Annotated in this window: 23 protein-coding genes, 2 tRNA genes and 1 pseudogene; 18 read left to right on the forward strand and 8 right to left on the reverse strand. The window is 68.2% G+C overall.

The features are described 5' to 3' along the window. The first annotated feature begins 53 nt into the window (after window positions 1–53). The 13 genes from WMF31_RS37840 to WMF31_RS37900 all read left to right on the forward strand — a co-directional run bounded on the left by WMF31_RS37840 (window position 54) and on the right by WMF31_RS37900 (window position 8,341). Window positions 54–554, forward strand: a complete 501-nt coding sequence (locus WMF31_RS37840) for an RNA polymerase sigma factor (RefSeq protein WP_436606757.1) — start codon at window positions 54–56, stop codon at window positions 552–554. Then, window positions 551–904 (forward strand): hypothetical protein, encoded by a 354-nt coding sequence (locus tag WMF31_RS37845; protein ID WP_155798244.1) that lies wholly within the window; start codon window positions 551–553, stop codon window positions 902–904. Before WMF31_RS37840 ends, WMF31_RS37845 begins: the two co-directional genes overlap by 4 nt. Before the next feature lie 187 nt (window positions 905–1,091). Next, on the forward strand, window positions 1,092–1,373 hold the full coding sequence (locus WMF31_RS37850) for a hypothetical protein (protein ID WP_020741401.1): 282 nt from the start codon (window positions 1,092–1,094) through the stop codon (window positions 1,371–1,373). Between the two features lie 95 nt (window positions 1,374–1,468). Continuing rightward, on the forward strand, window positions 1,469–2,500 hold the full coding sequence (gene recA / locus WMF31_RS37855) for a recombinase RecA (RefSeq protein WP_436606758.1): 1,032 nt from the start codon (window positions 1,469–1,471) through the stop codon (window positions 2,498–2,500). A 119-nt stretch (window positions 2,501–2,619) separates the two neighbouring features. Further along, the gene (locus tag WMF31_RS37860) at window positions 2,620–3,828 is read left to right on the forward strand and encodes an AAA family ATPase (protein WP_436606759.1); all 1,209 of its coding nucleotides are present in this window, start codon (window positions 2,620–2,622) and stop codon (window positions 3,826–3,828) included. Between the two features lie 511 nt (window positions 3,829–4,339). After that, the gene (locus WMF31_RS37865) at window positions 4,340–4,498 is read left to right on the forward strand and encodes a hypothetical protein (protein ID WP_436606760.1); all 159 of its coding nucleotides are present in this window, start codon (window positions 4,340–4,342) and stop codon (window positions 4,496–4,498) included. Between the two features lie 149 nt (window positions 4,499–4,647). Then, complete coding sequence (locus WMF31_RS37870; RefSeq protein ID WP_436606761.1) at window positions 4,648–6,213, forward strand: YifB family Mg chelatase-like AAA ATPase; 1,566 nt, start codon at window positions 4,648–4,650, stop codon at window positions 6,211–6,213. Between the two features lie 136 nt (window positions 6,214–6,349). After that, the gene (locus WMF31_RS37875; RefSeq protein WP_436606762.1) at window positions 6,350–6,748 is read left to right on the forward strand and encodes a hypothetical protein; all 399 of its coding nucleotides are present in this window, start codon (window positions 6,350–6,352) and stop codon (window positions 6,746–6,748) included. Continuing rightward, entirely contained in the window at window positions 6,745–7,032 is a 288-nt protein-coding gene (locus WMF31_RS37880) for a hypothetical protein (RefSeq protein ID WP_436606763.1), read from the forward strand. Before WMF31_RS37875 ends, WMF31_RS37880 begins: the two co-directional genes overlap by 4 nt. Then, entirely contained in the window at window positions 7,029–7,244 is a 216-nt protein-coding gene (locus WMF31_RS37885; RefSeq protein WP_436606764.1) for a hypothetical protein, read from the forward strand. The genes WMF31_RS37880 and WMF31_RS37885 overlap by 4 nt, the downstream gene beginning before the upstream one ends. 82 nt (window positions 7,245–7,326) lie before the next feature. Further along, window positions 7,327–7,815, forward strand: coding sequence for a DUF6884 domain-containing protein (locus WMF31_RS37890; protein ID WP_436606765.1), 489 nt, complete (start codon window positions 7,327–7,329; stop codon window positions 7,813–7,815). Further along, window positions 7,812–8,111, forward strand: coding sequence for a hypothetical protein (locus WMF31_RS37895; protein WP_436606766.1), 300 nt, complete (start codon window positions 7,812–7,814; stop codon window positions 8,109–8,111). Before WMF31_RS37890 ends, WMF31_RS37895 begins: the two co-directional genes overlap by 4 nt. Beyond that, window positions 8,108–8,341 (forward strand): hypothetical protein, encoded by a 234-nt coding sequence (locus WMF31_RS37900; protein ID WP_436606767.1) that lies wholly within the window; start codon window positions 8,108–8,110, stop codon window positions 8,339–8,341. Before WMF31_RS37895 ends, WMF31_RS37900 begins: the two co-directional genes overlap by 4 nt. Before the next feature lie 145 nt (window positions 8,342–8,486). Here the strand turns inward: WMF31_RS37900 and WMF31_RS37905 are convergent, their stop codons facing one another. Further along, window positions 8,487–8,726: a hypothetical protein gene (locus tag WMF31_RS37905; protein ID WP_436606768.1), complete on the reverse strand. Its 240-nt coding sequence runs from the start codon at window positions 8,724–8,726 to the stop codon at window positions 8,487–8,489. Between the two features lie 447 nt (window positions 8,727–9,173). Between WMF31_RS37905 and WMF31_RS37910 the strand changes: the two genes are divergently transcribed. From WMF31_RS37910 to WMF31_RS37920, 3 genes are all read left to right on the forward strand, one after another. After that, a complete protein-coding gene (locus WMF31_RS37910; RefSeq protein WP_436606769.1) occupies window positions 9,174–10,154 on the forward strand; it encodes an AAA family ATPase in 981 nt (326 codons plus the stop codon). A gap of 5 nt (window positions 10,155–10,159) precedes the next feature. After that, window positions 10,160–12,652, forward strand: coding sequence for a S8 family peptidase (locus WMF31_RS37915; protein WP_436606770.1), 2,493 nt, complete (start codon window positions 10,160–10,162; stop codon window positions 12,650–12,652). 1,360 nt (window positions 12,653–14,012) lie between these two features. Continuing rightward, complete coding sequence (locus tag WMF31_RS37920; RefSeq protein WP_436606771.1) at window positions 14,013–14,483, forward strand: hypothetical protein; 471 nt, start codon at window positions 14,013–14,015, stop codon at window positions 14,481–14,483. 283 nt (window positions 14,484–14,766) lie between these two features. Here the strand turns inward: WMF31_RS37920 and WMF31_RS37925 are convergent, their stop codons facing one another. From WMF31_RS37925 to WMF31_RS37940, 4 genes are all read right to left on the reverse strand, one after another. Continuing rightward, on the reverse strand, window positions 14,767–15,270 hold the full coding sequence (locus WMF31_RS37925; RefSeq protein WP_436606772.1) for a hypothetical protein: 504 nt from the start codon (window positions 15,268–15,270) through the stop codon (window positions 14,767–14,769). Further along, window positions 15,260–15,517 carry a hypothetical protein gene (locus WMF31_RS37930; RefSeq protein ID WP_436606773.1) on the reverse strand — a complete coding sequence of 86 codons (258 nt, stop codon included), beginning with the start codon at window positions 15,515–15,517 and terminating at the stop codon, window positions 15,260–15,262. The genes WMF31_RS37925 and WMF31_RS37930 overlap by 11 nt, the downstream gene beginning before the upstream one ends. Before the next feature lie 337 nt (window positions 15,518–15,854). After that, window positions 15,855–20,756 (reverse strand): DNA polymerase, encoded by a 4,902-nt coding sequence (locus tag WMF31_RS37935; protein ID WP_436606774.1) that lies wholly within the window; start codon window positions 20,754–20,756, stop codon window positions 15,855–15,857. A 98-nt stretch (window positions 20,757–20,854) separates the two neighbouring features. Further along, window positions 20,855–21,283, reverse strand: coding sequence for a MerR family transcriptional regulator (locus WMF31_RS37940; RefSeq protein WP_436606775.1), 429 nt, complete (start codon window positions 21,281–21,283; stop codon window positions 20,855–20,857). A gap of 697 nt (window positions 21,284–21,980) precedes the next feature. On the opposite strand from WMF31_RS37940, the pseudogene WMF31_RS37945 reads away from it, so the two are divergent. After that, window positions 21,981–22,568: pseudogene (locus WMF31_RS37945) on the forward strand (hypothetical protein); the annotation flags it as partial. Window positions 22,569–22,764: 196 nt separating this feature from the next. Here WMF31_RS37945 and WMF31_RS37950 read toward each other — a convergent pair. Further along, window positions 22,765–22,840, reverse strand: a tRNA-Lys gene (locus WMF31_RS37950). Window positions 22,841–22,910: 70 nt separating this feature from the next. Continuing rightward, window positions 22,911–22,984: transfer RNA gene (locus WMF31_RS37955), tRNA-Arg, on the reverse strand. Window positions 22,985–23,397: 413 nt separating this feature from the next. On the opposite strand from WMF31_RS37955, the gene WMF31_RS37960 reads away from it, so the two are divergent. Further along, on the forward strand, window positions 23,398–24,471 hold the full coding sequence (locus WMF31_RS37960) for a penicillin-insensitive murein endopeptidase (RefSeq protein WP_436606776.1): 1,074 nt from the start codon (window positions 23,398–23,400) through the stop codon (window positions 24,469–24,471). Window positions 24,472–24,732: 261 nt separating this feature from the next. Here the strand turns inward: WMF31_RS37960 and xth are convergent, their stop codons facing one another. Further along, window positions 24,733–25,542, reverse strand: a complete 810-nt coding sequence (gene xth / locus WMF31_RS37965) for an exodeoxyribonuclease III (protein ID WP_129354876.1) — start codon at window positions 25,540–25,542, stop codon at window positions 24,733–24,735. Window positions 25,543–25,564: the final 22 nt, after the last annotated feature.

A 25,564-nucleotide genomic window follows, 5' to 3' on the forward strand; every position in this document is an offset into this window, starting at 1 on the left:
ACCGCCCGCCCGCCGCGCCACATCCCCCGGCCCGACCGAGCATCGCTGCGGTCATGGCGGAGCGGACCTTCATCGTGGCCACGCTCATCTCCTGCGGCGTCCCCGCGCGTGACAGCGCCGACGTCGCGCAGGCTGTCGTCCTGGGCGCGTGGAAGGCCATCGAGGCGGGTCGGTATCGGCCCGACCCAGCCGCGAACGCTCGGCAGGTGCTCCGCCGGTGGCTCCGCGGTGTCGCGTGGCGGCAGGCGACCCACTACCTCGGCAGCGCGTACGTGCGTCACGAGGTCCTGCACCAGGAGCCGCTCGGCCTTCTGCACCAGGTCGTGGGCCTGAATCTCGAGGCGCAACTCCAGGCGCGCGCCGAGATGGAGGCGCTCCTCGCGCTCTGGCAGATGCCGTTCTGGGCGCGAGAAGTGATCGCCCTGGCGGCTCTGGGCCACGGAGGCGCCGAGATCGCGAGCGTGCTGCACTTGCACCTCGGAACCGCCGCCAGCCGGCTCCGCCGGGCTCGCAAGCTGCTCGCTCGCATGCACAGGCGAAAGGGGAGCCGATGAACCTCCGAGATCCCAAGCACCGCATGAGTGTCACGTTCCCCGGCAAGCCAGTCACACGGTGCGTATCTCCACACGACATTGAGACCTACCTGGAGTCGAAGGGCTACCAGTCGGCTCTCTCGGTAGAGCGCAACTGGCCCAGGGACATCCCCTACGCCTGGTTGCCGCCCAGGTGGCCGCACCCGCAGACCCCGCCGATCCACATCCAGCCCCGTGTGGTCGTGGGCGCGCGTCTCTGCTCGCAGCCGCTGGATAAGGTCATCGAGGCCATCGCGCACAACGAGGGGCGCACGCCCGGCGAGGTGCTGCGCGAGATCGCCGTGCACGCCCAGCTGGAGAAGGGCGAGTAGCTTCCTCCGCCCCGCCATCTCGATACACAGGGCGCCCTCCTTCTGAGCCTCGACTCCCATGCCGAGACCCAGAAGGATCGGAGAACCCCCAGCTCTCAACCATCTGCAACGTCAGATTCCGCCTCGGCGCACAGGAATACTGTGCGCCGTTCTCATCTCGCTCAGGCCAACCTGGAGGCGAACCACCATGACAGAGACTCGCCAGTACCCGGCGGACGACGACACGTGGGACGGCCGTACCGAACGACCGCCACCGAACGACGCCATCCGACTCGACGATCCCAGCTACACGCGCAGGTGGCTCACCGCGCTTCGGGAGCAGGTGGACCAGGGCCTCAACGCGGCCGAAGACGCCACGCGCCCCGTCCAGGAGCGCGTTCTCTCCAGGCACGAGGCGCGCCGCCGCATCGAGAAGGCGACGGAGACCATCTACAACCTGCTCGACGCTGCTGAGCGCGGTCTCCCCTGACGACCGCTCACGCAAGGCGCTCGCTTGCGCAGGCATTGCCTGCTGCGCGGCGCTCTCCTGTCTCGGCACCCCCTCTTCAGCAAAGGACCTTCCCCATGAACGCTCACGTCAGCAAGGCCCGCGCCGTCCAATCCGTGGTCGGCGCCATCGAGAAGCAATTCGGAAAGGGAGCCCTCATGGCCCTCGGAAGTGGTGACAGCATCCCCGAAGTCCGGGTCATCCGCACCGGCTCGCTCGCGCTCGACGCCGCCCTCGGCGTCGGCGGGTACCCGCGCGGGCGCGTCGTCGAGATCTACGGCCCGGAGTCGTCCGGCAAGACCACCCTCACGCTGCACGCCATGCGCGAGGCCCAGCGGACGGGTGGCGTCGCGGCGTTCATCGACGCCGAGCACGCCTTCGACGTCGCGTACGCGCGGTCGATCGGCGTCGACACCGACCGGCTCCTCGTCTCCCAGCCGGACAACGGCGAGCAGGCGCTCGAGATCGCGGAGATGCTGACCCGCTCCTCGGCCGTCGACATCATCGTCATCGACTCCGTCGCCGCGCTCACGCCGAGGGCTGAGATCGAGGGGGACATGGGCGACCAGCACCTCGGGCTGCAGGCGCGGCTGATGAGCCAGGCCCTCCGCAAGCTCACGGGCATCGCGCACCGCACCGAGACCACCCTGATCTTCATCAACCAGCTCCGCCACAAGATCGGCGTCGTCTTCGGCAGCCCCGAGACGACCACGGGCGGCAACGCGCTCAAGTTCTACGCGAGCGTGCGCCTCGACGTGCGCCGGATCGGGACCGTGAAGGCGGGCGAGGACACGGTCGGAGCCCGCACACGGGCGAAGATCGTCAAGAACAAGCTGGCGCCGCCCTTCAAGGAGGCGGAGTTCGACATCCGCTGGGGCAAGGGGATCGACGCCGCCGGCGACCTCGTCGATCACGGCCTCACGACCGGGGTGATCCAGAAGAACGGCGCGCACCTGGCCTTCCGCGGCGAGCACATAGGCCACGGGCGCGATCGAGCTCGCGAGGCGCTGCTCGCGAACGGGACGCTGGCCGCGGCTGTGCGCGCCGGCGTCGAGGCGGTCGGGCACGAGCCCCAGGCGCGCCAGCGGGTGGAAGCCGCGGGAGGCTGAGCCCTCAGGCGCGACGCTCGAGAGGAGGTGGACAGCCCGCGGCGCTCGGCGGCGGGCTGTCTCCCAGCCCCCGAGGTCCCGCCCGCGATCATCGCCCGGCGCGAGCGGGCTCCTGCCGGGTGGACTGCACCTCGCTGGAGTTCCCCGCGACGGCCGCCGATCCCGTCGCGCGGCGCAGGCCGCGCTTTCCCATCAGCAACCGAGGAGAAATCATGCTCCAGAAAGTCCGAATCCGCGGCTTCAAGACGATCGTGGACGTCACGTTGGAGCTCGGGAAGTTCAACGTGTTCATCGGGCCGAACGGCGCCGGGAAGACCAACCTGCTCGAGGGAATCGCGCTGCTCGGCGCGGCTGCGCAAGGCCAGGTGGAGCCGGACGCCTTGAACGCACGCGGGGTGCGGGTGACGCGGACCCAGCAAGGCACCCTCCTCAGGACGTCAGAGCGCCGGCGGACCAAAATGATCATCGAGGCGTGGGCTGAGGGCGCGTTCTACGAAGCCAGGCTCCAGGAACCCAAGACGTGGTCGTGGAACTTCGCCCGAGAGCGACTGATGGAGAACGGTGAGGAACTTGCCGCCCGAGAGCACAACGTGGGGCGCCTGGTGCTGGGGCGAAAGACCGGGGATCTGGTCACGATCAGGCCGGAGCAGGATCGCGGGATCGCTCCGTTGGTGTGCGCGACGCGTGGTGAGGGGCCGCTCAGCAGGCTGCTCCGTGCCCTGGATCTGTTCGCCATCTACAGTCCGCACGGATCCTCCCCTGAGTCGATGAAAGGCGTGCTGTTCGAGTGCGCCCCCGAGCTGCAACGGGAGCGTGTCGTCTGGCGACGGATCGTCGACGAGGTGCGCAGGTTCGCGGAGTGGGCCGAAGATGTGTCGGACGAGGGCGTCAGCTTCTGTGATCGTCATCTGCGCCGCGATGCGCGATGGATCTCTACCGGCGCCGCCGATGACGGCACGCGCCTCATCCTGTACACGCTCATGCTGCTGCTGCTCCCCGAAGGACCTCCCATCTTGGCCTTCGAGAACGCCGACCATGCGCTGAGCCCGCGCCTGGCGCTCCGGGTTGCTGAACGGGTGCAGCACATCGTGCTGAACGAGCCCGGACGGCCGCAGGTGCTCATGGTCACGCAGCGGCCGGAGGTGCTCGACGCGCTCGATCTCGGGGACGACCGCGTGCGCCTCTTCATCGTGAATCGGAACAAGAGCGGGGCGACGGAGGTGGGCCGGGTCGGGTACAGCGACGCGCTCGCCAGGTGCACGAAGAGGGGGATGACTCTCTCGCGACTGTGGCTATCCGGTGCGCTCGGCGGGATGCCCAACCTGTAAGCACAGACGCTCGTGTCGCACGCTACGTGGAGCACGTCCACGCTGCCACGCTGCAGGCGGCTGCGTGATCCCAGGCGTAGGGCGTAGGAGGACCCGGAGGTGACTTCCGCCGTTCTCCTTTAACCCCTTGTTGCGGTGTGCTTCGGGAACCAGAAGGAACTATGGCCGGCCCCCTGCTCTGATAGCCCAATCTGGGCCACCTCACATTCTGGTTATGAGCAGGACGCGATCGCCGCGTCTTTCATCGCGGTGAGCAATGAGCCGCGAAATATAGGAATAAGAGCCATGAAGGAGAGCCCCTCCACAGAGGCACTGCACCCATGAACAACACCAAGTTTTTCATCAAGGCGCTGCGCATCGCGGCGGCCGTTCTGACGATGCTCGCGCAGGTGATCCTCGCCTGCATGGGCTGAGCTCAATCACCTCGCGGGCTGCCCCACGCGCCCGCGCTCTGTCTTTCATCCACCCGGTCCTTGTTTCACTGCGCCCGCTCGGGCGCCCAGGAGTCGTCATGCCCAACGTGTCCACTTTCACCGCTCAGAGCCCCGACCCCGCTGTCCCCTACATCATCCGCGTGCTCACCGCGGAGGCGACGAAGAAGGGCACCGCCACGGCAGTCGCCGGCCTGCTTGTGGCGGCCATCTCGGAGGCAATCTGGCCGTCGTCGTAGCGACGTCCGTCGTCGTCGCCCTTGCAGAGGTCGCCTCAGAGGCGTTCCGACGCACGCCCAGTCTTCACGCGTAAACCACAACCAGAGAAACAACTGAAGGCGGCGTGCGGGACTTCCGTGCGCCGCCTTCGCTTTTTCGGAGTCATGACATGAAGCAGTCCCAGAACGCGCTGCGTGCCGGCGCGTTTTCAGTGTCACTGACCGGGCTCGACGCGCATCTCGTCCGCCTCGAGACGACGATCACGCAGGCGCCGGCCTCCTTCGAGATCATCGGCCTCAGCGAGGCGCGCCAGAGGGAGACCCGCATCCGGGTGTGCGCCGCGCTGCAGCAGCTCAACGTGGATCTCCACCAGCACGGGGTCTCCGTCCGTGTTGGGCCGGAGGAGGTCGCGAGCAGCGGCACCTTCGACGTGCCGATGGCGCTCACGATTCTCGCCGTGCTGGGGCGGATCGCCACCGCGTCGTTGGAGAACATGGTGCTCCTCGGTGAGCTCTCGCTCGGCGGCGCGATCCGGCCCGTGCGCGGCGTGCTCCCGAGCCTGCGCGGGGCCATCGCCCACGGCATCACCCGGGCCATCGTCCCCAAGGCGAATGCCCGGGAGGCCGCGAGCGTGCCCGGGAGCCGGGTGCTCGTGGCGGACCAACTGGTCGAGCTCGTGCGCTACTTCCGCGAGGACATCCCGCTGGAGAGCGCGGGGGAGCCGCCGCCGCTCCCAGGTGTGCCCCTGGCGACGGCGCCGGACCTGGCCGACCTCCGCGGGATGCATGCGGCGCGGCGAGCGCTGGAGATCGCCGCGGGGGGCGGACATCACCTCCTGCTCATGGGGCCGCCCGGGGCCGGGAAGACGTCGCTCGCGCGGCGGATGCCGGGGATTTTGCCGCCCCTCTCGCTCGAGGAGGCGACCGAGGTCACCTCGGTCTACTCCGTTGCCGGGCTCCTCGTGCCGGAGGTTGGGTTCGTGGGAACACGTCCCTTCCGCGCGCCCCATCATACCGTGAGCGGGGCTGGCCTCGTGGGTGGCGGTGAGCCGGTGCGGCCCGGCGAGGTCTCGCTGGCCCACCATGGGGTGCTCTTCCTTGATGAGCTGCTCGAGTTCAGGAGCAGCGTGCTGGAGGCCCTGCCGCAGCCCCTGGACGAGGGCCGCGTCACCCTCGCCCGGGGGCGCACGCGTGCGACCTTCCCGGCGCAGACGCTCGTCGTCGCCGCCATCAACCCGTGCCCCTGCGGGTTCGCGGGGGACTACGCGCGGCGCTGCATCTGCTCCCCGGAGCGCCTGCGCGCCTACCGAGCGAGGCTGAGCGATCCTCTCTTCGACCGCTTCGATGTCCAGGTGGCGCTCCCGCCGGTCGACGTCGCCGCGCTCCAGAGCAGATCGAAGGACGAGCCCTCGTGCGAGGTGCAGAAGCGCGTCATCGCGGCTCGCGCTGCGCAGGAGGAGCGAGCACGAGCGGGCGCGACAGCCCGGACCAACGCCCAGCTCTCCCCCCGGGAGCTCGACCAGGTCGCGACGCCGGACGCGGCCGGGGCTCGTGTCCTCGCCGAGGCCACCGAGCGGCTGGGCTTCTCCGCGGTGGCCTACCGCCGCGTGCTCCAGGTCGCGCGCACCATCGCGGACCTCGACGGCAGCGACGGCGTTCACGCCCGGCACGTCGCCGAGGCCGTGCATGCAGTGCTGCTCCCGCATCGGGGAACCGCGGCCACGCCCCCGGGCTAATCGCCGAGCACGTCGGCGTCCGGAGGGAACCGGACCGCGACGGCACCGTAGCTCGCCTTCCTTGGTGACCACCACCAACAACACGAGGGCGGCGGGCAGGCACTCCTGCGCGCCGTCTTCTTCGTTGGAGGAATGAATGCTGAGACTCGCGAAGAAGAAGACCGTGCCGCCGCCGGTCCTGGACCGCGTCCGCCGTCGCCTCACCCGGAGGCTCCTTCGGGCATGCACGGTCGCGGACCCGCAGTGGGGCTACTACCACCAGTTCGCGATCGCGATGATGACGTCCTACCAGGACCTGCTCGCTGACCTCGGCCTGGTCGGCTACTGGGTGGTGCCGCTCGCCGAGACGGATCACTGGATCGACGCCCTGATGCTCGGCTGCCCAGACGGGCGCGTGCTCGACATCCCGGACCCGTTCCAGGAGATCAGCCCGCCGCCCTTCCCCTTGCTCCACGAGGTCGTGGACTTCTTCCTGTCGCTCGCACGAGCCGTTTCGCAGAAGTCCCGGATCACGGGCGCGGGACCGTCCTCGTGAACCGGAAGATCGCGACGGCGCCGTTCGCCGTGGGATCGGATGGGACGGTCTTCGTCAACCTGGCGCACGTGCGCGGTTACGTCACCGTGGTGAAGCTCATCCGAGAGGCTCGACGGATGGACGGGGTGCTGTTCCTCGGCATCTCCGTCACCGGAGCGGAGAAGGACCTGCTCGTTCAGGCCATCGACAACGCGGGCGCCGAGGCAGTCGCGAAGATGGTCGGCCTGCGCCTGCGCGAGCAGAAGCGACGAGGCCGGCGCTCTTCGTCGAGGGGGTCGCGATGAAGGTTCTGCGCGTCATCCGCATCGAGACGGCACCGGGTGGCGCGGTGCACCTCGTCACGGAAGCCGGCGAACGCGTCATCGTCCGCCGCAAGGAAATCGAGGGTTACAGCAGCGTCCGGGTCGTCGGCGCAACCGAAGAAGAAGTCGCCAATCGGCACCTGCTCACCGTCGAGGCTCTTCCGCGGCGTGGGGCGGGGCCGGCGCTCTTCTGAAGCATCAACGTGGCGCGCCTGGGGGAGCTTCTCTCGGGCGCGCTTCCAGACGCGCCGCTCCGCGGCGCGATGGGAGAGGTCCATGTTCACGGAGAAGAAGCCGGGCGCCCCGCGGGTCGCGCTCGTGGGCTGCTCGGCCTCGAAGCAAAAGCACCCGGCGCCGGCGCGCGAGCTCTACACGTCGGCGCTCTTCCGGGCCGCGTACGACTACGCCGAGAAGACCTGCGACGCGGTGCTCATCGTGTCGGCGTTCTACGGCGCGGTCACACCGAAGGCGGTGCTCCGCCCGTACGACCGGAGCCTGCGCCTGTACAACAAGCGCGAGCGCGAGGACTGGGGCGTGCGCACGGTCGGTCAGCTCCTGCCGTCGTTCGAGCTGCCGCCCCAGCTCGTGATCCTCGCCGGCACATTGTACGCCGGCGCGCTCGCGCAGGGAGCGCACTGGCACAACCTGCCACGGCCGGAGGAGCCCCTGCACAGCATCGCCGGCTGCGGCACGCGGGTGAAGTGGCTCAGGGCAAACACCCCGGCCAACCGGACCGACGAACAGGCCGCGGGAGGTGTGCGATGACGCCGAGAGCTCGTGCGAAGGAGCTCGCCGCGTTGGCGGAGCGGGTGCGGCAGCTCGCCGACAGCACGAACAAGTCCGAGGCGCTCCGGTGCACCGGGTCGATCTCGTGCCTCAAGAAAGAGCAGGCGCGAAAGTTCCGGAGGAACCTGCGCCCGCTCTGGGCCTACGACACCGATCGGCTCTGCCAGGGCTGCCGGGCGCACTGGCACATCACCATGGCGTCGGTCGAGCTCGACGCGCTCGCGGGCGCTGCGGTAGAGCGAGCGCGTCCTGCCCGCCCGCGGAGAGCGCCATGACCGAGGGAGCCCGGGTCATCGAGTTCGATACGTTCGACAATGCCGTGATGTACGCTCGCGAGCACGGCGGAAGAATCTGGCAGGGGGACGATGACGGGAACGTCGTCTGGTTCAGCCCGCGCGTCGGCATGTCCGTGATCCTGACCCACGCCCTCTGCAAGGGCCGCGGGTTCGTCGGGACGTGGCGTGAGTCCATCGAGCGCCGCCATCAGCGGCTGGCGCTCAACTGATCCGCGCTCCTGGTGGGCTCGAGGAAGCTCGGGCCCGCCAGCTGGCGCGACATCGACGACAGCGAGAGGCATGCGATGAAGAAGCCGTCGAAGAAGACGACCGGCGTCGCGAGACGCGTACTGCCCGTGGCCCAGGCTCTTCGCTTTAGCCCTGGCTCTGCGTGCTCACCGTGACCAGGCCCGCGCATCCTGATGCCGCCAGCTCGCGCGTCCTCCCCCCAGCGTTGGCCGGCGCGGCCATGGCTGCAAAGGCTGCCAGCCGCTCCTTGATGTCCTCCGAGCTGGAAGCAGTGGAGGCTGCCCCTTCCTCCACAGTTGCCACCGCCCCCGGCGCTGTGACCGCATGCAGCACGACGAGCGCCGCGGGCGGCAACTGCTTCGACACGGTGGCCGCGACCGCGGCGCCCCCGAGCCAGGCATCTTGCCGGGGCTCATCAGGGAGCTCGGTCGCGGGCACACGGCGCGCGCTCGACTCCCGGGCCGGCACATCGGCACGGAGCGGGACCGTGCTAGCCTCCGGCGCCGATGACATCGCGAACCCAGGGGCGCGCTCCCGGCCTACGCGCGGCGTTGACCTGGCTCCTCGGTGCGGACGCGAAAGAGGCGCCCAAATCCCGGAACTCGGCCGTAACGCTCTCGTACGCAGCAGATTCAGACGTCCCTGGAAAGCATTCCGAGGGCAGCACACGCGACCGTTGCCCTGGGGATGGGCGTTGCTTATCGTTCAAACGTGAGAGACCGCTCACCGCCGGCACCGATCGACAAGGCCACGCTCAGCGACGAGGTTCCGTCCCGTGCAAGCGCGCGTGACGCACGGACGAGAGGCGGGCTGATGCGTGCGGACATCTTCAAGCAGCTCCTTCAGGCCCACGCCGACGGCGACGATGCAACGTTCAGGAAGGCCGCCCTCCAGCTCGCCTCGGCGGAGAGCGCCGCCGGGCACGTCCGCGTCGCCGAGGATCTCCGCGCGATCGTCGCGAAGATGGCCGCGGCACCTCCGAAGCGCGGGACGACGCTGGTCGACATCGCGCAGCCGCGCGGGGAGCTCGCGGACATCCTGGAGGGAGGACACCGCGAGGAGCGGCTCGCGGACATCGTGCTGGCGGACGAAACGCGGGTGCTGTTCGAGCGCGTCCTGAAGGAAAACCGATCGCGCGCGAAGCTGGAGAAGTGGGGCGTGACGCCCCGTCGACGGCTGCTCCTCCACGGCCCGCCTGGCTGCGGCAAGACGCTGGCTGCCGGCGTCCTGGCCGGAGAGATGGGGCTGCCGCTCCTGACCGTCCGCTTCGATGCACTCTTCTCCCGGTTCCTGGGGGCGACGGCCACACACCTCCGGTCCATCTTCGCGGAGATGCCGCGTCGCCCGGGCGTCTACCTCTTCGACGAGTTCGATGCCGTCGCGAAGGCGCGCGGCGACGCCCAGGACGTGGGCGAGATGAACCGGGTCGTGACGGCCTTCTTGCAGCTCATCGACGCGGACGTGAGCACCAGCATCCTCATCGCTGCGACGAACCATGCGTCGCTGCTCGACCGGGCCGTGTTCCGGCGTTTCGATCTCATCGTTCCCTTCGAGAAGCCGACCACCGAGCAGGTGGCCGCGCTGCTTCGCTTGCGGCTCGCGGCGTTCGATCTTCCTGCCGACGAGATCTCCCACGTCGCTCGGCTCGGTCAAGGGCTCAGCTTCGCGGACGCGGCGCGAGCGAGTGACGATGCGATCCGGTCGATGGTCCTCGATGGACGAGAACAGCTCCGACGCGAGGACATCGAGCGGGCGTTCGATGAGACCAAGCGCCGAGAACTGCCACGAGGGTGAGCACCATGTCCGCGGGTACGTCGCGCCTGCCCCTGATTCGGGGGCGGATCACGCTGGTCGAGACCTATGGGCGGAAGGTTCCGGTACCGCCTCCGCAGATCCCACCGCGCGACCCTCTCCAGCATCGCGCAGCGCTGCTAGCGCAGCTGAATGCGATCGCCGAGGAGGTACAGCTTCGGAAGCCGGGCGACCGTGACCCTGCCGCGTCGCGCGAGCTCATCGTCATCCGGCCCGAGCCTGGCAGCGAGCTACCAGCTCGATCGCTGGCAGATGGCGTCCACCTTGTGGGTGCTGATCCGGATACCGGGACGGTGTTGCTCGACGCACCGGGACCCGATCTCCCGCGACTGCGCCAGAAGATCGAGGCGTTCGGGGACGACGCTGCGATCAACATTCGCACCCGGAACGATCAGGTACTGACTTCGAGGGCGAATGAAGCTGCGATCGCTCCAATCCGGGAGATCGCGCTCGCAACCAGTGCTGACAGGCGTGGCGGCGCCTCCATCAATGCCCTCCTCGATCCATCGCGAGCCGTGTGGTTCGAGATCGGCTGCCGTGGGGGCTACCGCCGACCACAGCTGGATACGGAACGGTCCAGAGAGCAAGTCCGACGACAGCTCGTGAAGTTCGGCCTTTCACCCCGGTTTGAGGAGTTCGCTGGACCAGAGCAGGTCTACTTCTTTGTTCGTGCGACACTCGAACAGGCCGACGCACTGATCAAAGCCACGGACTGCGTATACGAGTGTCTCCTGGCTCCACCTGATGTTCGCGGCTGGCTCATGCTCGAAGAGCAGCCCATCCAGGAGGTCCGCGCGTTCGATCTCCGACCGCCTGCCGAAGAGGCCCCGAGCGTCGTCGTGCTGGACACGGGGATCGCCACCACACATCCACTGCTCAAGGGGGCGATACGTTCTGCTGGCTCGGTTGTACCCGGCTTGGACTCGCCGGAAGACCGCTACGGTCATGGCACAAAGATGGCGGGAGTAGCCCTTCACTCGGACGTGGGTGCCATCGTGGACGCTGGGAGTACAACGGCAAGCCACTGGCTCCAGAGCGTGAAAATTCTGGTGACGCCAGAAGAGGGCACGGCCTCCGAGGAGAATCGGCACCTGTGGCCTCGAATCACCGAAGACGCAATTAAACTGGCGGAGCAGGTTGACTCGTTCCCACGGCAGCGGGTGTTTGCCCTTGCCGTAACCCGGCCGATTAAGCCGGTTGAGCCGACTCTTTGGAGCCATGCTCTCGATCAGCTTGCGTACGGTGAAGGGCGGGGCCGGCTGCTTTGCGTCTCGGCGGGCAACGCGCGCGATCATAGGTGGCTCGAGCTTGCGAAAGATTACCCGCAGCTGCACCTGACGGAGAAGATCCAGGATCCTGCACAGGCGGCAAACGTTCTGACCGTCGGGGCATACACCACGAAGACGAGTATCCCACCAGCCTCGGATTACGATGAGGGCAGGCCGATCGCACCGAAAGGGGGCATATCCCCGTACACCAGTACGGGACCACAGGGTGCGCCGTGGCCTATTAAGCCGGACGTGGTGCTCGAGGGTGGCAATTTATTGCTGGCTGGGGATCTCCCGGACCATAACGTGGCAACGCTCGTCACACTCACCACCGGGCACCGATTACTCCTCAATAGGCCCCTTTCCACAATCGCTATGACTAGCGAGGCCACGGCGCATGCAGCGCGTATGACTGCAGCGATCTGGGCGACAGAACCCTCGCTGCGGCCAGAGACCGTGAGAGGGCTCATCGTACACTCGGCGTCGTGGACGTCGACCATGATAAAGCAGTTCCGCAGCCTCGATGATCGCCTCGCGGCGTGTGGCTATGGCGTCCCGGTTCTTGCTTTCGCCAGAGATTGTGCCAGGGATCGGGCTACGGTGATCGTTGAGGACGAGATCCCGAACGCTCTGAAAGAGGAGGTGCCGAAGAAAAAGCCGCCGAAGCGGGCAAGCACCAAGTTGACCGAACCCAAGCTGGTCCGGAAGATGAAGGTATTTCGGCTACCCGTCCCTGATGATATCGCAGTTCACACGGGCACCGACGTAGAGCTTCGCGTGACGCTCTCGTACTTCCCTGAGCCCAACAAGTTCCACCGGAAGGTATATCACGGACTGGATCTCAAGTGGGACATGCAGGGGCCGCAGGAGAGCGAAGGCGAGTTTTTACAGCGCATCAACGAGCTCATGCGTCCTATGGATGACGAGGGCAAGAGGCGGAAAACATCGGACAAGAAGAGCTTCCCTTGGAGGATCGGCCCCCAGAAGCGGAGCCGCGGAACCGTGCAGAGCGACCGGTGGAAGGGGCGCGCCGCCTACCTGGCCGGTCCAAAGCTGATTGCAGTGTATCCGGTTCTCGGCTGGTGGGAACAGCGCAAGCAGCTCCGGGAGTGCTCGATGAGGTTCTCCCTCATCGTGAGCATCACCGGTCCGGACGTATACAGCTCCGTCTCCGCTGCGCTGGCGACGCAGGTAGTCGAGGCAAACGTATAGACGAATCGAATGAGCGATAGTGCGGCTCTGGGCCGCCAAGGCCGCACGCTCTCCTCATCGCCACACGTCCCCGCGGCGCACCAGGACCGCTGCGGTAGGACTCGAGCGAGGAGCTACGCGGGCGCGTAAGCCGGGCAGCGTAAGGTGGCACGGGCTGGCCATTCTGTTCAGCCTGGGGAGACCGGCCTGGCTCCGGCTCGCGCTGGGGATCTCATCAGGGGTAGCGCTCGCTCCGGCGGCGAACCAGGACGTCAGCGGTCCGGGGGTGGCGGACCGGCAGCGCTGAAGGTCGGGGTGGCTGCGACGGGCGAAACGCCCGTCGCAGGGAAAGTAGCCGACCCACCATCCTTGATGAGAGTGGCCGAGGACCAAGCACGCCGCGCCGGAGGTGGTCCGAGACGAGAAAGTGAAAACGTCTCCACAATTCCACTGCGCCGCGACCTTGCTGCTCCATCCGAGGATGGTTGGACGCCGATGCTCATCCTTACGTCGTTCTCTGCGAGGAGCGTTCCGCCCGTCGCATCCCGCCACCCGTCGCAACTTCTCGGCCCTTGAGCCCGGTCACGGTCCCGCGGTCACGTCGTCCGGGGCTCTGCTCCACCCTGCTGCACCACCTGTGGTGGCGCGTCACCGTTGCCGAGCAGCGGAGAAAACCGTCAGGGGTCGACGGACGGGCCGTAGGCAGCGGCTGCCTCTTCCGCGGTGAACCACGTACGGAGAGGTCCGACCGGGGCGAGCTCGTTCTCGATCACACGCACCCACGCACCTCGAAGCAGGCGACGGCGAGAGAGGTGTCTCCGCCAGAGCGGTCCTCAGCGGCTCCCTTCTTTTCACGTTCGGCCCAGCTCGGCGAGCTCTGCGGTGAGCGATCCGAACAGACGAGCTCAGCCATGGTGCAGCAGGAGCATGGCGGCCCGCGCAGATCGCGCAGCGCCGTGATAGCTTCCTGAATAATTTCATGGTCTTACACCCCAGGCAAGCTCGCGCCCTGCACGGGCGAATCGCGGTCCGAACGACGGATCCCCGATGGTGTCATAGTGTCCGTGCGAAAATCACGCACGCGGCGCTCCCGAACTCTAGCGGCCGGTTCGGCGGAATTGCCATAGATTTCGATACCTTAGGTGGGTGACCAGCTGGGTGACGAGAACGCGGAGGGTTGACCGACGGCAGCGACATGGCAGGCCTGGACGGCATCGACAGCTCCAGGCCTCCTCCGTCGAGAGGAGCGAGGCGTCTCCATAACCGACGCGCGGCTACGGCGCGTTGTTCTGAAGCGAGCGCGCGGCGATTGCTCCACGACGACAACGCGATAGCAATCAGCTTCCCTTTCCGGCTCGCATCCGGTGAGACTTATGTAGCCGTGGATGACACTCAGCGCGAGGGCAGGGTGGTTGACGTGCCGAGCTTCGGGACCGGGGCCGGCCCGGTCGACAGCGATGCGGCATCCGTGCGCGCCGTCGTGCAGCGCGCCGTCCACGAGTTCTTCGCGAACATCTGGCGTGGCGGTCCGTTCGAGCCGCCGCATGATCTCCGTCGCCTGTTGGTCGACGGGGCAGCCGTGCTCTCGCGGGACGAGCCTCTGGAACAGGCAAGGCTGCTGCTCATCACCGGCCTGGTCCACGACTTCGCCCGTGACGTCGCCGGGGCTGACCAGTGCTACGCGGATGCGGCGAGACTGGACCCGGCGATCCTGCGACGCGGGGTGCTGGCTGAGATCCGCAAGACGGCGCTCCGCGGTCGTGGCCGAAACGCCGTCCTCATGTCGTCGAGCCCACAGCCGTGCCGGTCACGCGCCACTAACGAGGGTGGCGCGCCGACGAGTCGCCGCTGAGCTGGCCCGCCGAGAGTTGGCCAGACCTGTCACATCACTTCGACCCGCGATCCATGCCGATGAGGCTCTCGCCCCGACGGCGGCGAACAGGACCAGATTCGGCACTCCAGCAAATTGCTGGACTGCACTCCGGCAAATTGCTGGACACCTTGAACTGGTTCTCGAGTTCATTCAGTCCACGCCGTTGAGGTTGAGGCGGTACTCTCCTTGAGCCAGTTTTCCGCATCCCGCGGAGAGCAGCAGCTACACGGGCAGCGGCTGCCGCCGGACTCTGCACGGACGCTCAAGTCTCCATCATCGCTACCGTGAGAGCGGCATGAACATCCGGCGCGAGGGCAGCGATCCGGTCGCGGTCGCCCTCGACGATCTCGTCCGCGATGTCCCGGGCCCTGCCGAGCGTCCCCGGGCAGTTTGCTCGGGGGCCGGAGAGGCACCGGAAGAGCTCGTCCTCAGCCTCCCCGTCGTACTTGTTCCAGTCCGCCAGGGAGCGCTCGGCCTGGCGGCGCGTCCGGCGCCGGAGGCAAGGCGTGCATCCGAGACCGCCTCCACCATCGGTGAGCAGCAGCTGCTTCGGCGCGCGGCATCGGGGGCAAACGAGCCCGCGGTGAACGCCACGGCCTCCACCGGGGAGGTCGGCAAGGAGAATCCGCCCCGTCGAGGGCTGCTCGCCGGGCCGGCCCAGCACGAGAACATCGACGTGCTCGGCGCTCGTGAACCTCGGGCCGAGGACCACGCGCACGTCACGTGTGCGGAGCTGACCTGGGCGAGGCACCACCTCAAAAGCCATCGCCGCTCCTCCTTCCGTGCTTGGCCAGGAACCGCCTCTGCGCCCGGAGGTTCGTGGCGACGCCGAGCGCTCCCTCGACGCGCTTGGAGATCGAATTCGTCACGAGGACCACCTCGCGGAGGACCTTCGAGATGCCGACCATTCGCTTGTGGTCATCGATGAAGAAGGGAAGCCGGGCGGCGAGCTGGGACTGGGTTTCCAGCAGCGCCGAGACGACGGTGACCTCATCGGCGACGAGCTCGTACAAGATCCGCTCCTCGGGCCCCGAGTCGGGCGAGGCGGCGTTGAGCTCCTTCAGCACGGCTTGTCCACGCGCGACGAACGCGGGATGGAGGGGCACGCTGAGCGGCGAGCGTGGCTCGGTCGGCCTCACAGCGGCAGGGACGTGGTCCTGCGTCGCGTGGTGGGCAGGCCTCGGATGCGCGAGAGACGGCGGTGACACGCCGCCCGCGCCCGTTTCCTCTTCCTGGAGCCGTCCGGACGGAGGCTTGCCGATGTTCTTGTCCCTCTCTCCCATGTCGACCCTCTCGATTCCCGTTCTGGTGACTCACGCCGAGCCGACCCACGACAATCATCTCGCTGACCTACCCGCCCCAGCGTGACATGACCTTCGGCTCGACCACGATCGGCACCGAAAGCACGTACTTCTTCATCCCGGCGATCATGCAGTCGCGCATGAGCTCCTTGACCTCCTCGGCGTGCTCCTCGGGCGCTTCCACGAGCAGTTCGTCATGCACGGCGAGGATCATCCGCGCCCCGAGCCGCTGGATGTGCGGGGACAGGAGCACCATCGCCTGCTTCATGCCGTCGGCGGCGGTGCCCTGGACCGGGAAGGCCAGGCGGGCGTTGTACTCCTCGTCGGGATCGAAGTAGTAAGAGATCCGGCCGCTCTTGGTGCGCAGCTTGGTTGGCATCTGCTCGGCCATCTCCTTCTGCCATGTAGCGATGCCAGAGTAGCTCTGGAAGAACCTCTGCCTGAACTGCTCAGCCTCGTCGGTTGTGAGCTCGACACCATAGTTCTTTCGCGCGTACGCGATGAGCTTGTCCTTGCCCATGGCGAACGAGAAGCCGAAATTCAACGGCTTCGCGCGGCGCCGTTGTTCCTCGGTTACCTCCTCCTCGGGTACACCCATCACCAGCGACGCTGTGTGCCGGTGCGGATCACCGTTCTTCTGGAAAACCGTCTTGAGTTGCTCGTCTGCCGTCTGGTCGGCGAGGACGCGCAGCTCGATCGTGCTGTAATCCGCGACGATGAGCTTGTTGCCGGGCGAGGCGGTGATGCAGCCGCGGATCGTCTTGTCCCGCGGTAGACCGAGAACGTTCGGGTGCTCGGCGGACATGCGGCCGGTGCTGGCGCCGATCTGGTTGAGCGTTGCGTGTAGCCGTCCCTCTTCCGAGCGCTTGAGGGCGCGGAGAACACCTTCGCCAGCTCCAGCCACGAAGCTGCTCGCACGCCGGTAGCGGAGGAGCTGCTGGACAACGGGCAGATGCATGTAGGGCGCGAGCGCCTCGCCATTGGTGCGCTCGACCTGAAGACCGAGCCGCCGAAGCGCGGCGAGTACCTCGTCGTTGCTGTCAACGTTCTGCACGCCCAGCGCGGCGACCAGGCTCTTCTTGAGCTCGGCGGCCTCGGCCGTCCACATGCTGACGATCCGCTCCCATCGGCCTCGGTCGACGGGAACACCACTCACCTCCATCTCCGCGACGATGGGGAGCACCATGCACTCGAGGTCGGCGACCGCCTCGAGGCGCTCCTCGGCGACGTCCTTCTGGCAGATGTCCGCGAGCCGCAGCACATCCCGTGCCTCTTGCGCAAACTCATCCTGTAGCTCGGGGCTCGGCTCCGTCCACAGGTCGATCTTCTTCCTGCTCCTCTTCCCGCCGAAGGCGCGCTCGCACGCGCGCTCGAAGGAGAAGGCCTCCTTGTTCTTCAGGTTCTCGCCGCCATCGAGCAACCGCCACGCGATGGCTGTATCGCTGACCACGCGCGGCATGAAGCCGAGGTGGTACTGGAGATGTGTCAGCGCGCGCTTGAGGTCGTGGCCGACAACCGTGACCTCGCAAAGGGCCTCTGCCACGGGGCCGAGCGGCTCGCCGCCGAATGGGCGAAATACGCGCGCCTCGCCCCCTGGCAGGGCGACGGCGACGATCACCGGGCCATCATCGATGAGGTCGGGCCCGGTCGAGTGGACGACCAAACCCACCCTCCCGGCGCGGAGGATGGCGGCCGCGAAGTGCTCCAGGTCATCGGGCCCCGTTTCATGCGGGACTCCGCCCCCGCTCTGGGACGCTTCGGGGCGCGTGTCGGGGCCGGGATCTTGAAGCTGGTCAGAGGGAAAACACGAGCCGCTGCGAGCACTTACGCCGGCACGTACGCGGGGGGATGGGGTCTCTGCCGCGCGGAGCCCCGAAGCCCCGCAGCGTTCGGGGTAGGGGGCCGAGCCATACAGGCGCGCTGCACCGACGTGGTCAACGTCTACCTCGTTCTGCGGCGCATAGGCGTGAGCACTCACCCCTTGAACGATCGGGGCTTCGGGGCCCTGTGAGATTTTATTCATGTCTAGCTCACGCTGAAACTCTCTAACCTGCTGGAATTGCTCGGTTTCGCACGGGAGGAGCGAGACATGGTTAAGCCCCGTTCTGGGCCCCGTTCGTTCTTGGGGAACGGGGCTCCGGGGCGCAGTTCCGGGGCCCGAGGCCAACCCCAGGGGTCCGGGCGAACGGAGGACCGGGAAGCAGAAGCCGAGGTGCGAGCCTAAGCCGTGCCCGTTCCCGTCGGTCGCCCCGTCGCCGCCTTGGCTGCCGCCACCACCGGGATCGTCGTCAGGGTCTTCCTCGTCCTCCCGGGCGGCCTCGTCGACGAGGTCAGCGATCTCGTCCCGCAGCTGGATCGCATCCCGGCGAAGCCACAGCACGCGCTCACGAAGGCCCTTCGCACCACCCACGAGCTTCTTGCGGGTCGAGCGCCCCTCCTCCCCGTGGACGAACCCCTCGTCGACCAGCCGCGACCAGAGCATGCGCGCTGCGATGGGCATCGCCTGTCCGCGTGCGCGCAGGGCCTCGACCACCGCCGAGTAGGCCGCGTCGGGCAGCAAGTACAGGTAGTCCTTGTCCTGCCAGCCGATGCCATGGGCCTCGGCAGTATCGAGCGCAAACGCGACGTCGACGGTCTGGACCTTGCCCTGCAAGAGGAGCGTCCGGAGCACCTCGACGAACCGGTGGACGGGGTTCGCGTCGACAGCGGCACGACTCTGTTCGGCTGCGTTGGCGATCAGCGAGGCGCGAGCCCGCCGGAGGAGCGCCGCAGCTTCCTCGTCGTCGAGGACGCCCGAGTCCTTCGCGAAAAGACAGAAGTACTCCATGCCGAGGAGCAGGTGCGCGAGCGCTGCAGGAGCCCGCAGGTGCTGGCCCTGCTGGTGCAGCTCCGCACGCAACTCGATGAAGCGCGTCTCCATGAGCGTGTGCAGGCCCGGCATCTGCGACTTCAACCACATGAGGTAGCCCAGCATCGCGTGCGACAGGCGCCGGCGGTTCTTCTGAAGTTCGGTGAGCTTCGCGAGGTCGACGTCGCCCGGCTTCATCCGGACCGTGACGAGGCGCGCCTGGATCGATTCCCCGCTCGGGACATCCTCTCCCGTGCTCAACACCAGCGCCCGCGGCGGGCGGTCCGGGCGCGCCGAGCAGTCGGACTGGAGCCGGCTACGGCTGTTGGCGTTGCCGATCGCACGCAGGAGCTGCGCCGCCTTACGGTGCAGGTCATCCCCGGCCTCCGCCTTCGTGGGCGCGAAGTCATCGACGGCGAGGAGCACGTCCTTGGCCAGGAATGCCATCCGCTCGAGGGCGTTTGCCGTGGACGACCAGCTCGCAGGCAGGTGCTCCGCGTCGAAGTCGCCGAAGTGGCTCATCGCCAGCGCGCTGAGGGTGGTCTTCAGGCTGCCCGTGGTGCCGCACAGCGCGACCGTCGCGTCACAGTACAGGGCATGCTGCAGGGGAGCGCGGAACACCGCGCAGAAGAGCGGGATCGTGATCTGTGGATCGGCCAGCTCGAGGAAGGAGAGCGAGAGCTTCACGGCGCCCGCAAGGTCCTCCGGCACGGGCGGAAGCTTGTAGCGGCTGAGGCCGCCATCCAGCTGAACCGCGACGTCCTGGCCTCCGACGGCGCCGTCGGCGTGGAGGAAGGCCGTCTCACCGTCGAGATCGCGCCAGCCGGTATGCGTGAACATGTAAGTCTGCGCCGGGTTGGACACCGCCTGGATCGCCGCGAGGAGATGTGCCGGAGCTCGCGCTACTGCGGCGACGCTGGCCGACGCGCCCCAGTGGATCCGCGGCCACATGTCGCTGCTGAGCTCCGAGGGATCGAGCCGCACCGGGGGCAGCGCTCGACCATCCTCGAGCGTCCCCGCGATGATGAACCTGCGCCTCTTCTCCGCGCCGTCGTCGAGGAGCTCGTCATGGTCGATCTGCGCGGTGAAGTTCGCGAGCGGCTGGCACTCCTCCGTCACGCCGTCCGGCGAGCTCACCACGCACAGCTTTCCCTCGCGGATGGCATAGAGGGAGCGGGGCTGCGTCTGATCCGCTTCGGCTCTCCGGTTCCGGCTCCTCTCCTCGACCTCCTTCAGCGCGTTGCGGAGGTCGCTCTCCTTGATGCCGTGCTTGCGCAGCGTCATGGCGACTTGTTTCTGGACGGCGACGCCGCGCTCCTTGAGCGACCACAAGAACGGCAGGTCCCCGAGGAGCAGGATGGCCTGCTCGGCGGAGACGCTCTTCGCGTGGGCGACTGGATCTGCGGCCACGGCGGCGTCGAGCACCTTGCGCAGCTCCGAGCTCTTGAAGACGGCGAGGAAGTCGTCCGGCCCCTGATCGCCACCCCCGTCGCGCGGCGGCAGCGCCGCGAGCCTCACCTTCGCGCCGGCCTGCTCGAGGGCCATCGCCATCCTTGCCTCGGCCCGCGCCACGTCCCCATTCCATGCCCGACCGGCGTCGGAGACGATGACGACCTGGCGACGGTAGAGCGCCACCGCGCTCCAGGACTCGTTGAGCTTGTAGTCCTTCTTCGTGAGCGTCGTCTGGACACCGCCCAGGCCGACGGCGTCCAAGCCGTGATCCTGGAGAGCCAGGGCCTTGCCCGGCGACTCGACAACGTGGATCGGTTCAGATCCCTCGACCTGGCAACCCGGCGGGATGTAGATGGGGACCTCCCGCCCCGCGGGGGCGAGGTAGCGGGGGTCTGCCTGATCGAGCCGGATTCGCGTGTAGCCCGGCACGTTGGCGTAGGGGATCGCGATGCCACCGCAGGGCAGGGGCTGCTCTCGGCCGAGCAGCTTGGCGCCCTCCTCCGCGGTGACGGAGCGCAACCCGGCGAAGGCGGCCCATCCGGGATCGACGGCGCGTTCCTGGAGGTACGAGATATGATGGGTCTCGAAAGGCAGCCCGTGCTGCGTGACGTCCCCCATGTTGGGGTTCTCGGCTTGGTATGCTACGCTCATGACATCTCCTGAACGGCTCCCTCTGCTTGGCGGCGACGGGAGCCGTTGCCTTTTCGGCTCAGCAAAAAGTGCTTGTTGTTCTCCCCTGCGTGTCCGCTCTACTTCGACTTCCGCTCGACCTGCTGGATGCGGTGACGCACGTGTCCAGCGGCGGCTCCGAGGTCGACAACGTGGAGCACTCGGCGCGCCTCCAGCGTGCCCGAGAGGTTCATCGTCGCGCCGTCGGCCACGTGCACCTCGCGCCCGCTGCTGACGAGCACCTTACCATCGAGCTGGTCGAGCGGCGGTAGCCCGCGCCCGTGCTGCACGTACCTGATCATGTGCATGAACGGGCTGAGCCGGTGGCCGGCGTCGAGGAGCTCTTTCACGAGCCTGAGCGCGATGAGGTCGCGCTCACTGAAGCCCCGGACCGTGCCGCGACCGTGCGCAGCGCCACGGCTCGGCTGGAGGAGACGGTTGCGGACGACGTTGTCGAGCTGCCGGTACGACAGCCCCGTGATCTTTGTGGCGTTCCCTGCGTAATACATCGTGAGGCGATTTAGCCACAGGGATCCACGATATGGGAAGAGGGGGCTATTTCACGCTACATCTGTCAGTCAACCGGGCAGCGCGATCGTTTATAAAGGGCCTGTTTTCAGGGGCGAGAAGTATCTTCGCGCGCATGAGGAACTACGGTTGAATTAATAGTGTTCTTGTTATGTTCTTCGTCAGAGGGCCGCCGAGCTTGACACCGTACCTCCGAGGACAAAACTGCGCGGCATGCCTCGCAAGCCGACCGGCACCGTCACCTGGGCGGGCGACCACTACCGGGCCCGTATCACCCTCGCCGACGGCTCACGCCCGTGGGTCGACCTCCCGGCTGGCATCACGGAAGCGCGTGCCCGTGAGATGGCCGCTGCGGCGTCAGAACGCGCCCGGAACACGAACAGCGTGCACGTTCCCAAGGGCAAGGAGGCGGAGCCGGTCGACGAGCAGCCCGCGGGCGAGACGGTGCGCGAGTGGTCCGAGCGGTGGGTCGCCTCGCGCGAAGCGCAGGGCCTCACCTCGGTCAGCTCCGACCGTTCGCGCCTCAGGACCCACGTCCTGCCAGCGCTCGGCGATCTCGAGATGGCGAAGGTCACGCGTGAGCCCATCGAGGAGCTCGTCGAGCAGCTCGACCTCGGCGTGCGGGAGGGCGAGTTCTCGTGGCACACTGCGCGGCTCGTGTGGGCGCTCGTCTCGAAGATGTTCGACGACGCCGCGCACTCGAAGAAGCGGACGCTCCGCGTACGCGACGACAACCCGGCCGCCGGGGTGCGTGGCCCCGACCGGGGGGTCAAGAAATCCAAGGCGTACCTCTACCCGAACGAGCTCCTCCGGCTCGCGTCGTGCGAGCGCGTGCCTCTGCACTGGAGACGCATTTACGTCCTCGCCGCGTATCTGTTTCCACGACCTGGCGAGCTGGAAGCTCTGATGTGGGAGGACATCGACCTCGATCGCGGCACGGTTCACATTCACCGGGGGATCGACCGCTACCGCGACCAGGAGAAGTCGACGAAGACGGGCCAGGCGCGCCGGTTCTCGATCGAGCCGGAGCTGCTCCCGCTCCTGCGGGTGATGCACGCCGAAGCGGGCGGGAAGGGGCGCGTCGTCGAGGACATGCCGGAGGTGACGAACCTCTCCCGGCGCCTCCGCGAGCACCTCGAGCGTGCCGGCGTTACGCGGCCCGACCTCTTCGCGAACGACAGAACGCGGAAGCAGATCACGTTCTACGACCTGCGCGCGACGGGCATCACCTGGATGGCCGTACGCGGGGACGACCCGCTCAAGCTCAAGAGCCGGGCCGGCCACACGTCGTTCACGACGACGGAGGGCTACATCCGCGAGGCCGAGCAGGTGCGCGACGGCTTCGGCGAGGTGTTTCCTAGACTACCGACCGGGCTGGTCCGTCCGCTCGACGAATCGTCCACGAATCGTCCAGCGGAGCAACTCGGCCTTGATGAGGATCGCGAAATCCTCAGCGTATCCTTGGTGGGCCATGAAGGACTTGAACCTTCAGCCAATGGATTAAGAGTCCACTGCTCTACCAATTGAGCTAATGGCCCGATGGATTGTCAAATCAACCGACGCTGCACCGCATTCCCGGAATCTCGCTGGTTCGCCCGTTGAGCCCGGCACGCCCGGCCTGATTCGAACAGGCGACATTCGGATTCGAAGTCCGACGCTCTATCCAGCTGAGCTACGGGCGCTCCTGCGTTCCCCTCGTCGGGGCACGCGGGACGCTTCTAACCGCACCGGAGCCGAACTGTCAAGCGATCGTTGACGTGGGGTGCGCAATTGCTGGACCGCCGGGGTCGCCCGGGCGCCTGCGAGCATCGCCCCGTCACGTGAGAAGCGTCACATCCGCCTTTCGTTGTCCTGATGCTGGCGGCCCGCTGGCCGCGGGGTGGCCGCGGAGCGGGCTCAGGACTGCCGTGCCCGCCCGCTGACCAGCCCCCCCGGCCGAGGCAGGCGCGCGGGGGGACGCCCCGGCGCGCGGGGGAACGACACCTCGGCCGCCCCGCCGGCGCGACGGGACCTCGATCGCCGGCGTCGGCCGTCCGGCAGCGGCCGTGAAAGAAGTTCTCGGCCCGCGGCATCGCGCGGTAGGGTCCGCCCCCTCATGCCGCTGCTTCGCCCGCCTCGCTGCTTCGCTTTTCGCGGCCGGGTCGCCGCCCTCTTCCTCGCCCTCTCGATCGCGACGCCGGCGGCGGCCGCGCCGACGGGCGCCCTGCCAGGCAAGGAGCCGGCCCCGGCCGCGGCCGAGCCGCCGGGCAAGGGCCCGCGCCCGAGCCCTCCTCGCGAGGCGCAGCGGAGCGCGACGGCCGCCGGGGGCAGGGCGCGGGCGGCCGGGCGCGCCGCCGCCGGGACGAAGGGCGCGGAGCGCGCGCGCTCGGCCAAGAAGCGCGCGGCCAAGCGGCGCGAGGGCGCCCGCGGGGAGCGCGGCGGCGGCGCCGGCAAGGCCGAGGTCGACGACCGCAAGCCGCTGTCGAAGGGGGCGCCCAACCGGGGGCGGCTGTCCGGCGCGGTGCGGCTCCGGTCGTCGCGGCACGTCAAGGTCCGCAAGGGCGCCAGGGCGTGGGGGCTGCCGGTGCTCGTCAAGGCGCTGCGGCGCGCCGCCTTCCAGGTGGCGAAGAAGCACGGCGACTCCGCGCTGCTCGTCGGGGATCTCTCGGCGAAGGCGGGCGGGCCGCTCGACGGGCACAACTCCCACCAGACGGGGCGCGACGCCGACGTCGGCTTCTACGTCGTCAACTCCCGGGGCAGGACGCTGCGCACCGACCGGTTCGTGGCGTTCGACGACAAGGGCAACGCCATCGGCCTCCCGGGCGCGAAGTTCGACGACAAGCGCAACTGGGCGCTCGTCGAGGCGCTGCTCCAGGACCGGCGGGCGAGGGTCAAGTACCTGTTCGTGACCGACGCGCTGAAGGCGCGGCTGCTCGCGTACGCCGCGAAGCGGCGCGTACCGCAGGAGCTCCGGACCCGGGCCGCGGCCGCGATGATGAGCCCCCGGGACGCGGACCTGCACAACGACCACTTCCACATCCGCGTGATGTGCCCGCCGTCGATGCGCGGCGCCTGCATCGAGGAGTCGCTGCCCCGGCCGCCCCGGTCCCGGCCCGATTGCGCGACGGACGCGGCCGGCAAGCCGGAGGCGGCCGCGACGCCCGCGCCCGCGGCAGGCGCCCCGCGCTGACGGCGCTCGCCCTCAGGGTCAGGGCAAAAGGCCAGCTATCCGCCGATGCCTGGCCAGCCATCCCCGGACACCTGGCCAGCCATCCCGCGACACCAGCCCAGGCATCCGCCGATGCCTGCCCAACCATCCCGCGACACCAGCCCAGGCATCCGCCGATGCCTGCCCAACCATCCCGCGATACCAGCCCAGGCATCCGCGGACACCTCGCCAGGTAGCCGCAGACACCTCGCCAGGTAGCCGCGGATGCCAGGCAGCCCCCCCTCAGGCGCTCGGCATCGCCCCGGCAGGCGCCGGGCCGTCCGCGATCTCCACCACGACCGGCGCGTGATCCGACGGGCGCTGGAGCTCCCGCGGCCGCGTGTCGATCGACACGTCCGTGCAGCGCGCGGCGAGCGGGCGCGTCACGAGCGCCAGATCGATGCGAAGGCCCTTGTTGCGCCGGAACGCGCCCATCCGGTAGTCCCACCAGCTGTAGGCCGCCTTGGCGGGGTGGCAGGCGCGGAACGCGTCCACGAGCCCCCACGAGAGCAGCCGACCCAGCGCCGCCCGCTCGTCCGGGTGGAAGAGCACCTGCCCCTCCCACTTCTTCGGCTCCGCGACGTCGATGGGCTCGGGCGCCACGTTGAAGTCGCCGCAGATCAGGAGCTCCTGATCGGGGCGGTAACGGCCCTCGAGCTCGGCCCGGAGCCGCTCCAGCCACGCGAGCTTGTAGGCGAACGCCGGCGTGCCCACGGCCTGGCCGTTGGGCACGTAGACGTTGATGACCCGGATCCCCTCCACCGTGGCCGAGATCATCCGCCGGGCGACGTCCTCCTCGTCCCCGTCGAGGCCCTTCTTCACGTCCTCGACCGAGAGCCCGAAGCGCGCGGCGATCGCGACGCCGTTGTACGACTTCTGGCCGAAGAAGACCGAGCGGTAGCCCACCTCGGAGAGCGCGGCCTCGGGGAAGCTGCCGTCCTCGACCTTGGTCTCCTGGAGACAGACGACATCGGGCGCGGCGCGGACCAGCCAGCCCGTGAGCTGCTCGAGCCGCGTGCGGATGGAGTTCACGTTCCAGGAGGCGATGCGCATGCTCCTGCGGATAGCGGATGGC

The organism is Sorangium sp. So ce1036, assembly GCF_051369805.1.
GTDB lineage: Bacteria > Myxococcota_A > Polyangia > Polyangiales > Polyangiaceae > Sorangium > Sorangium cellulosum_F.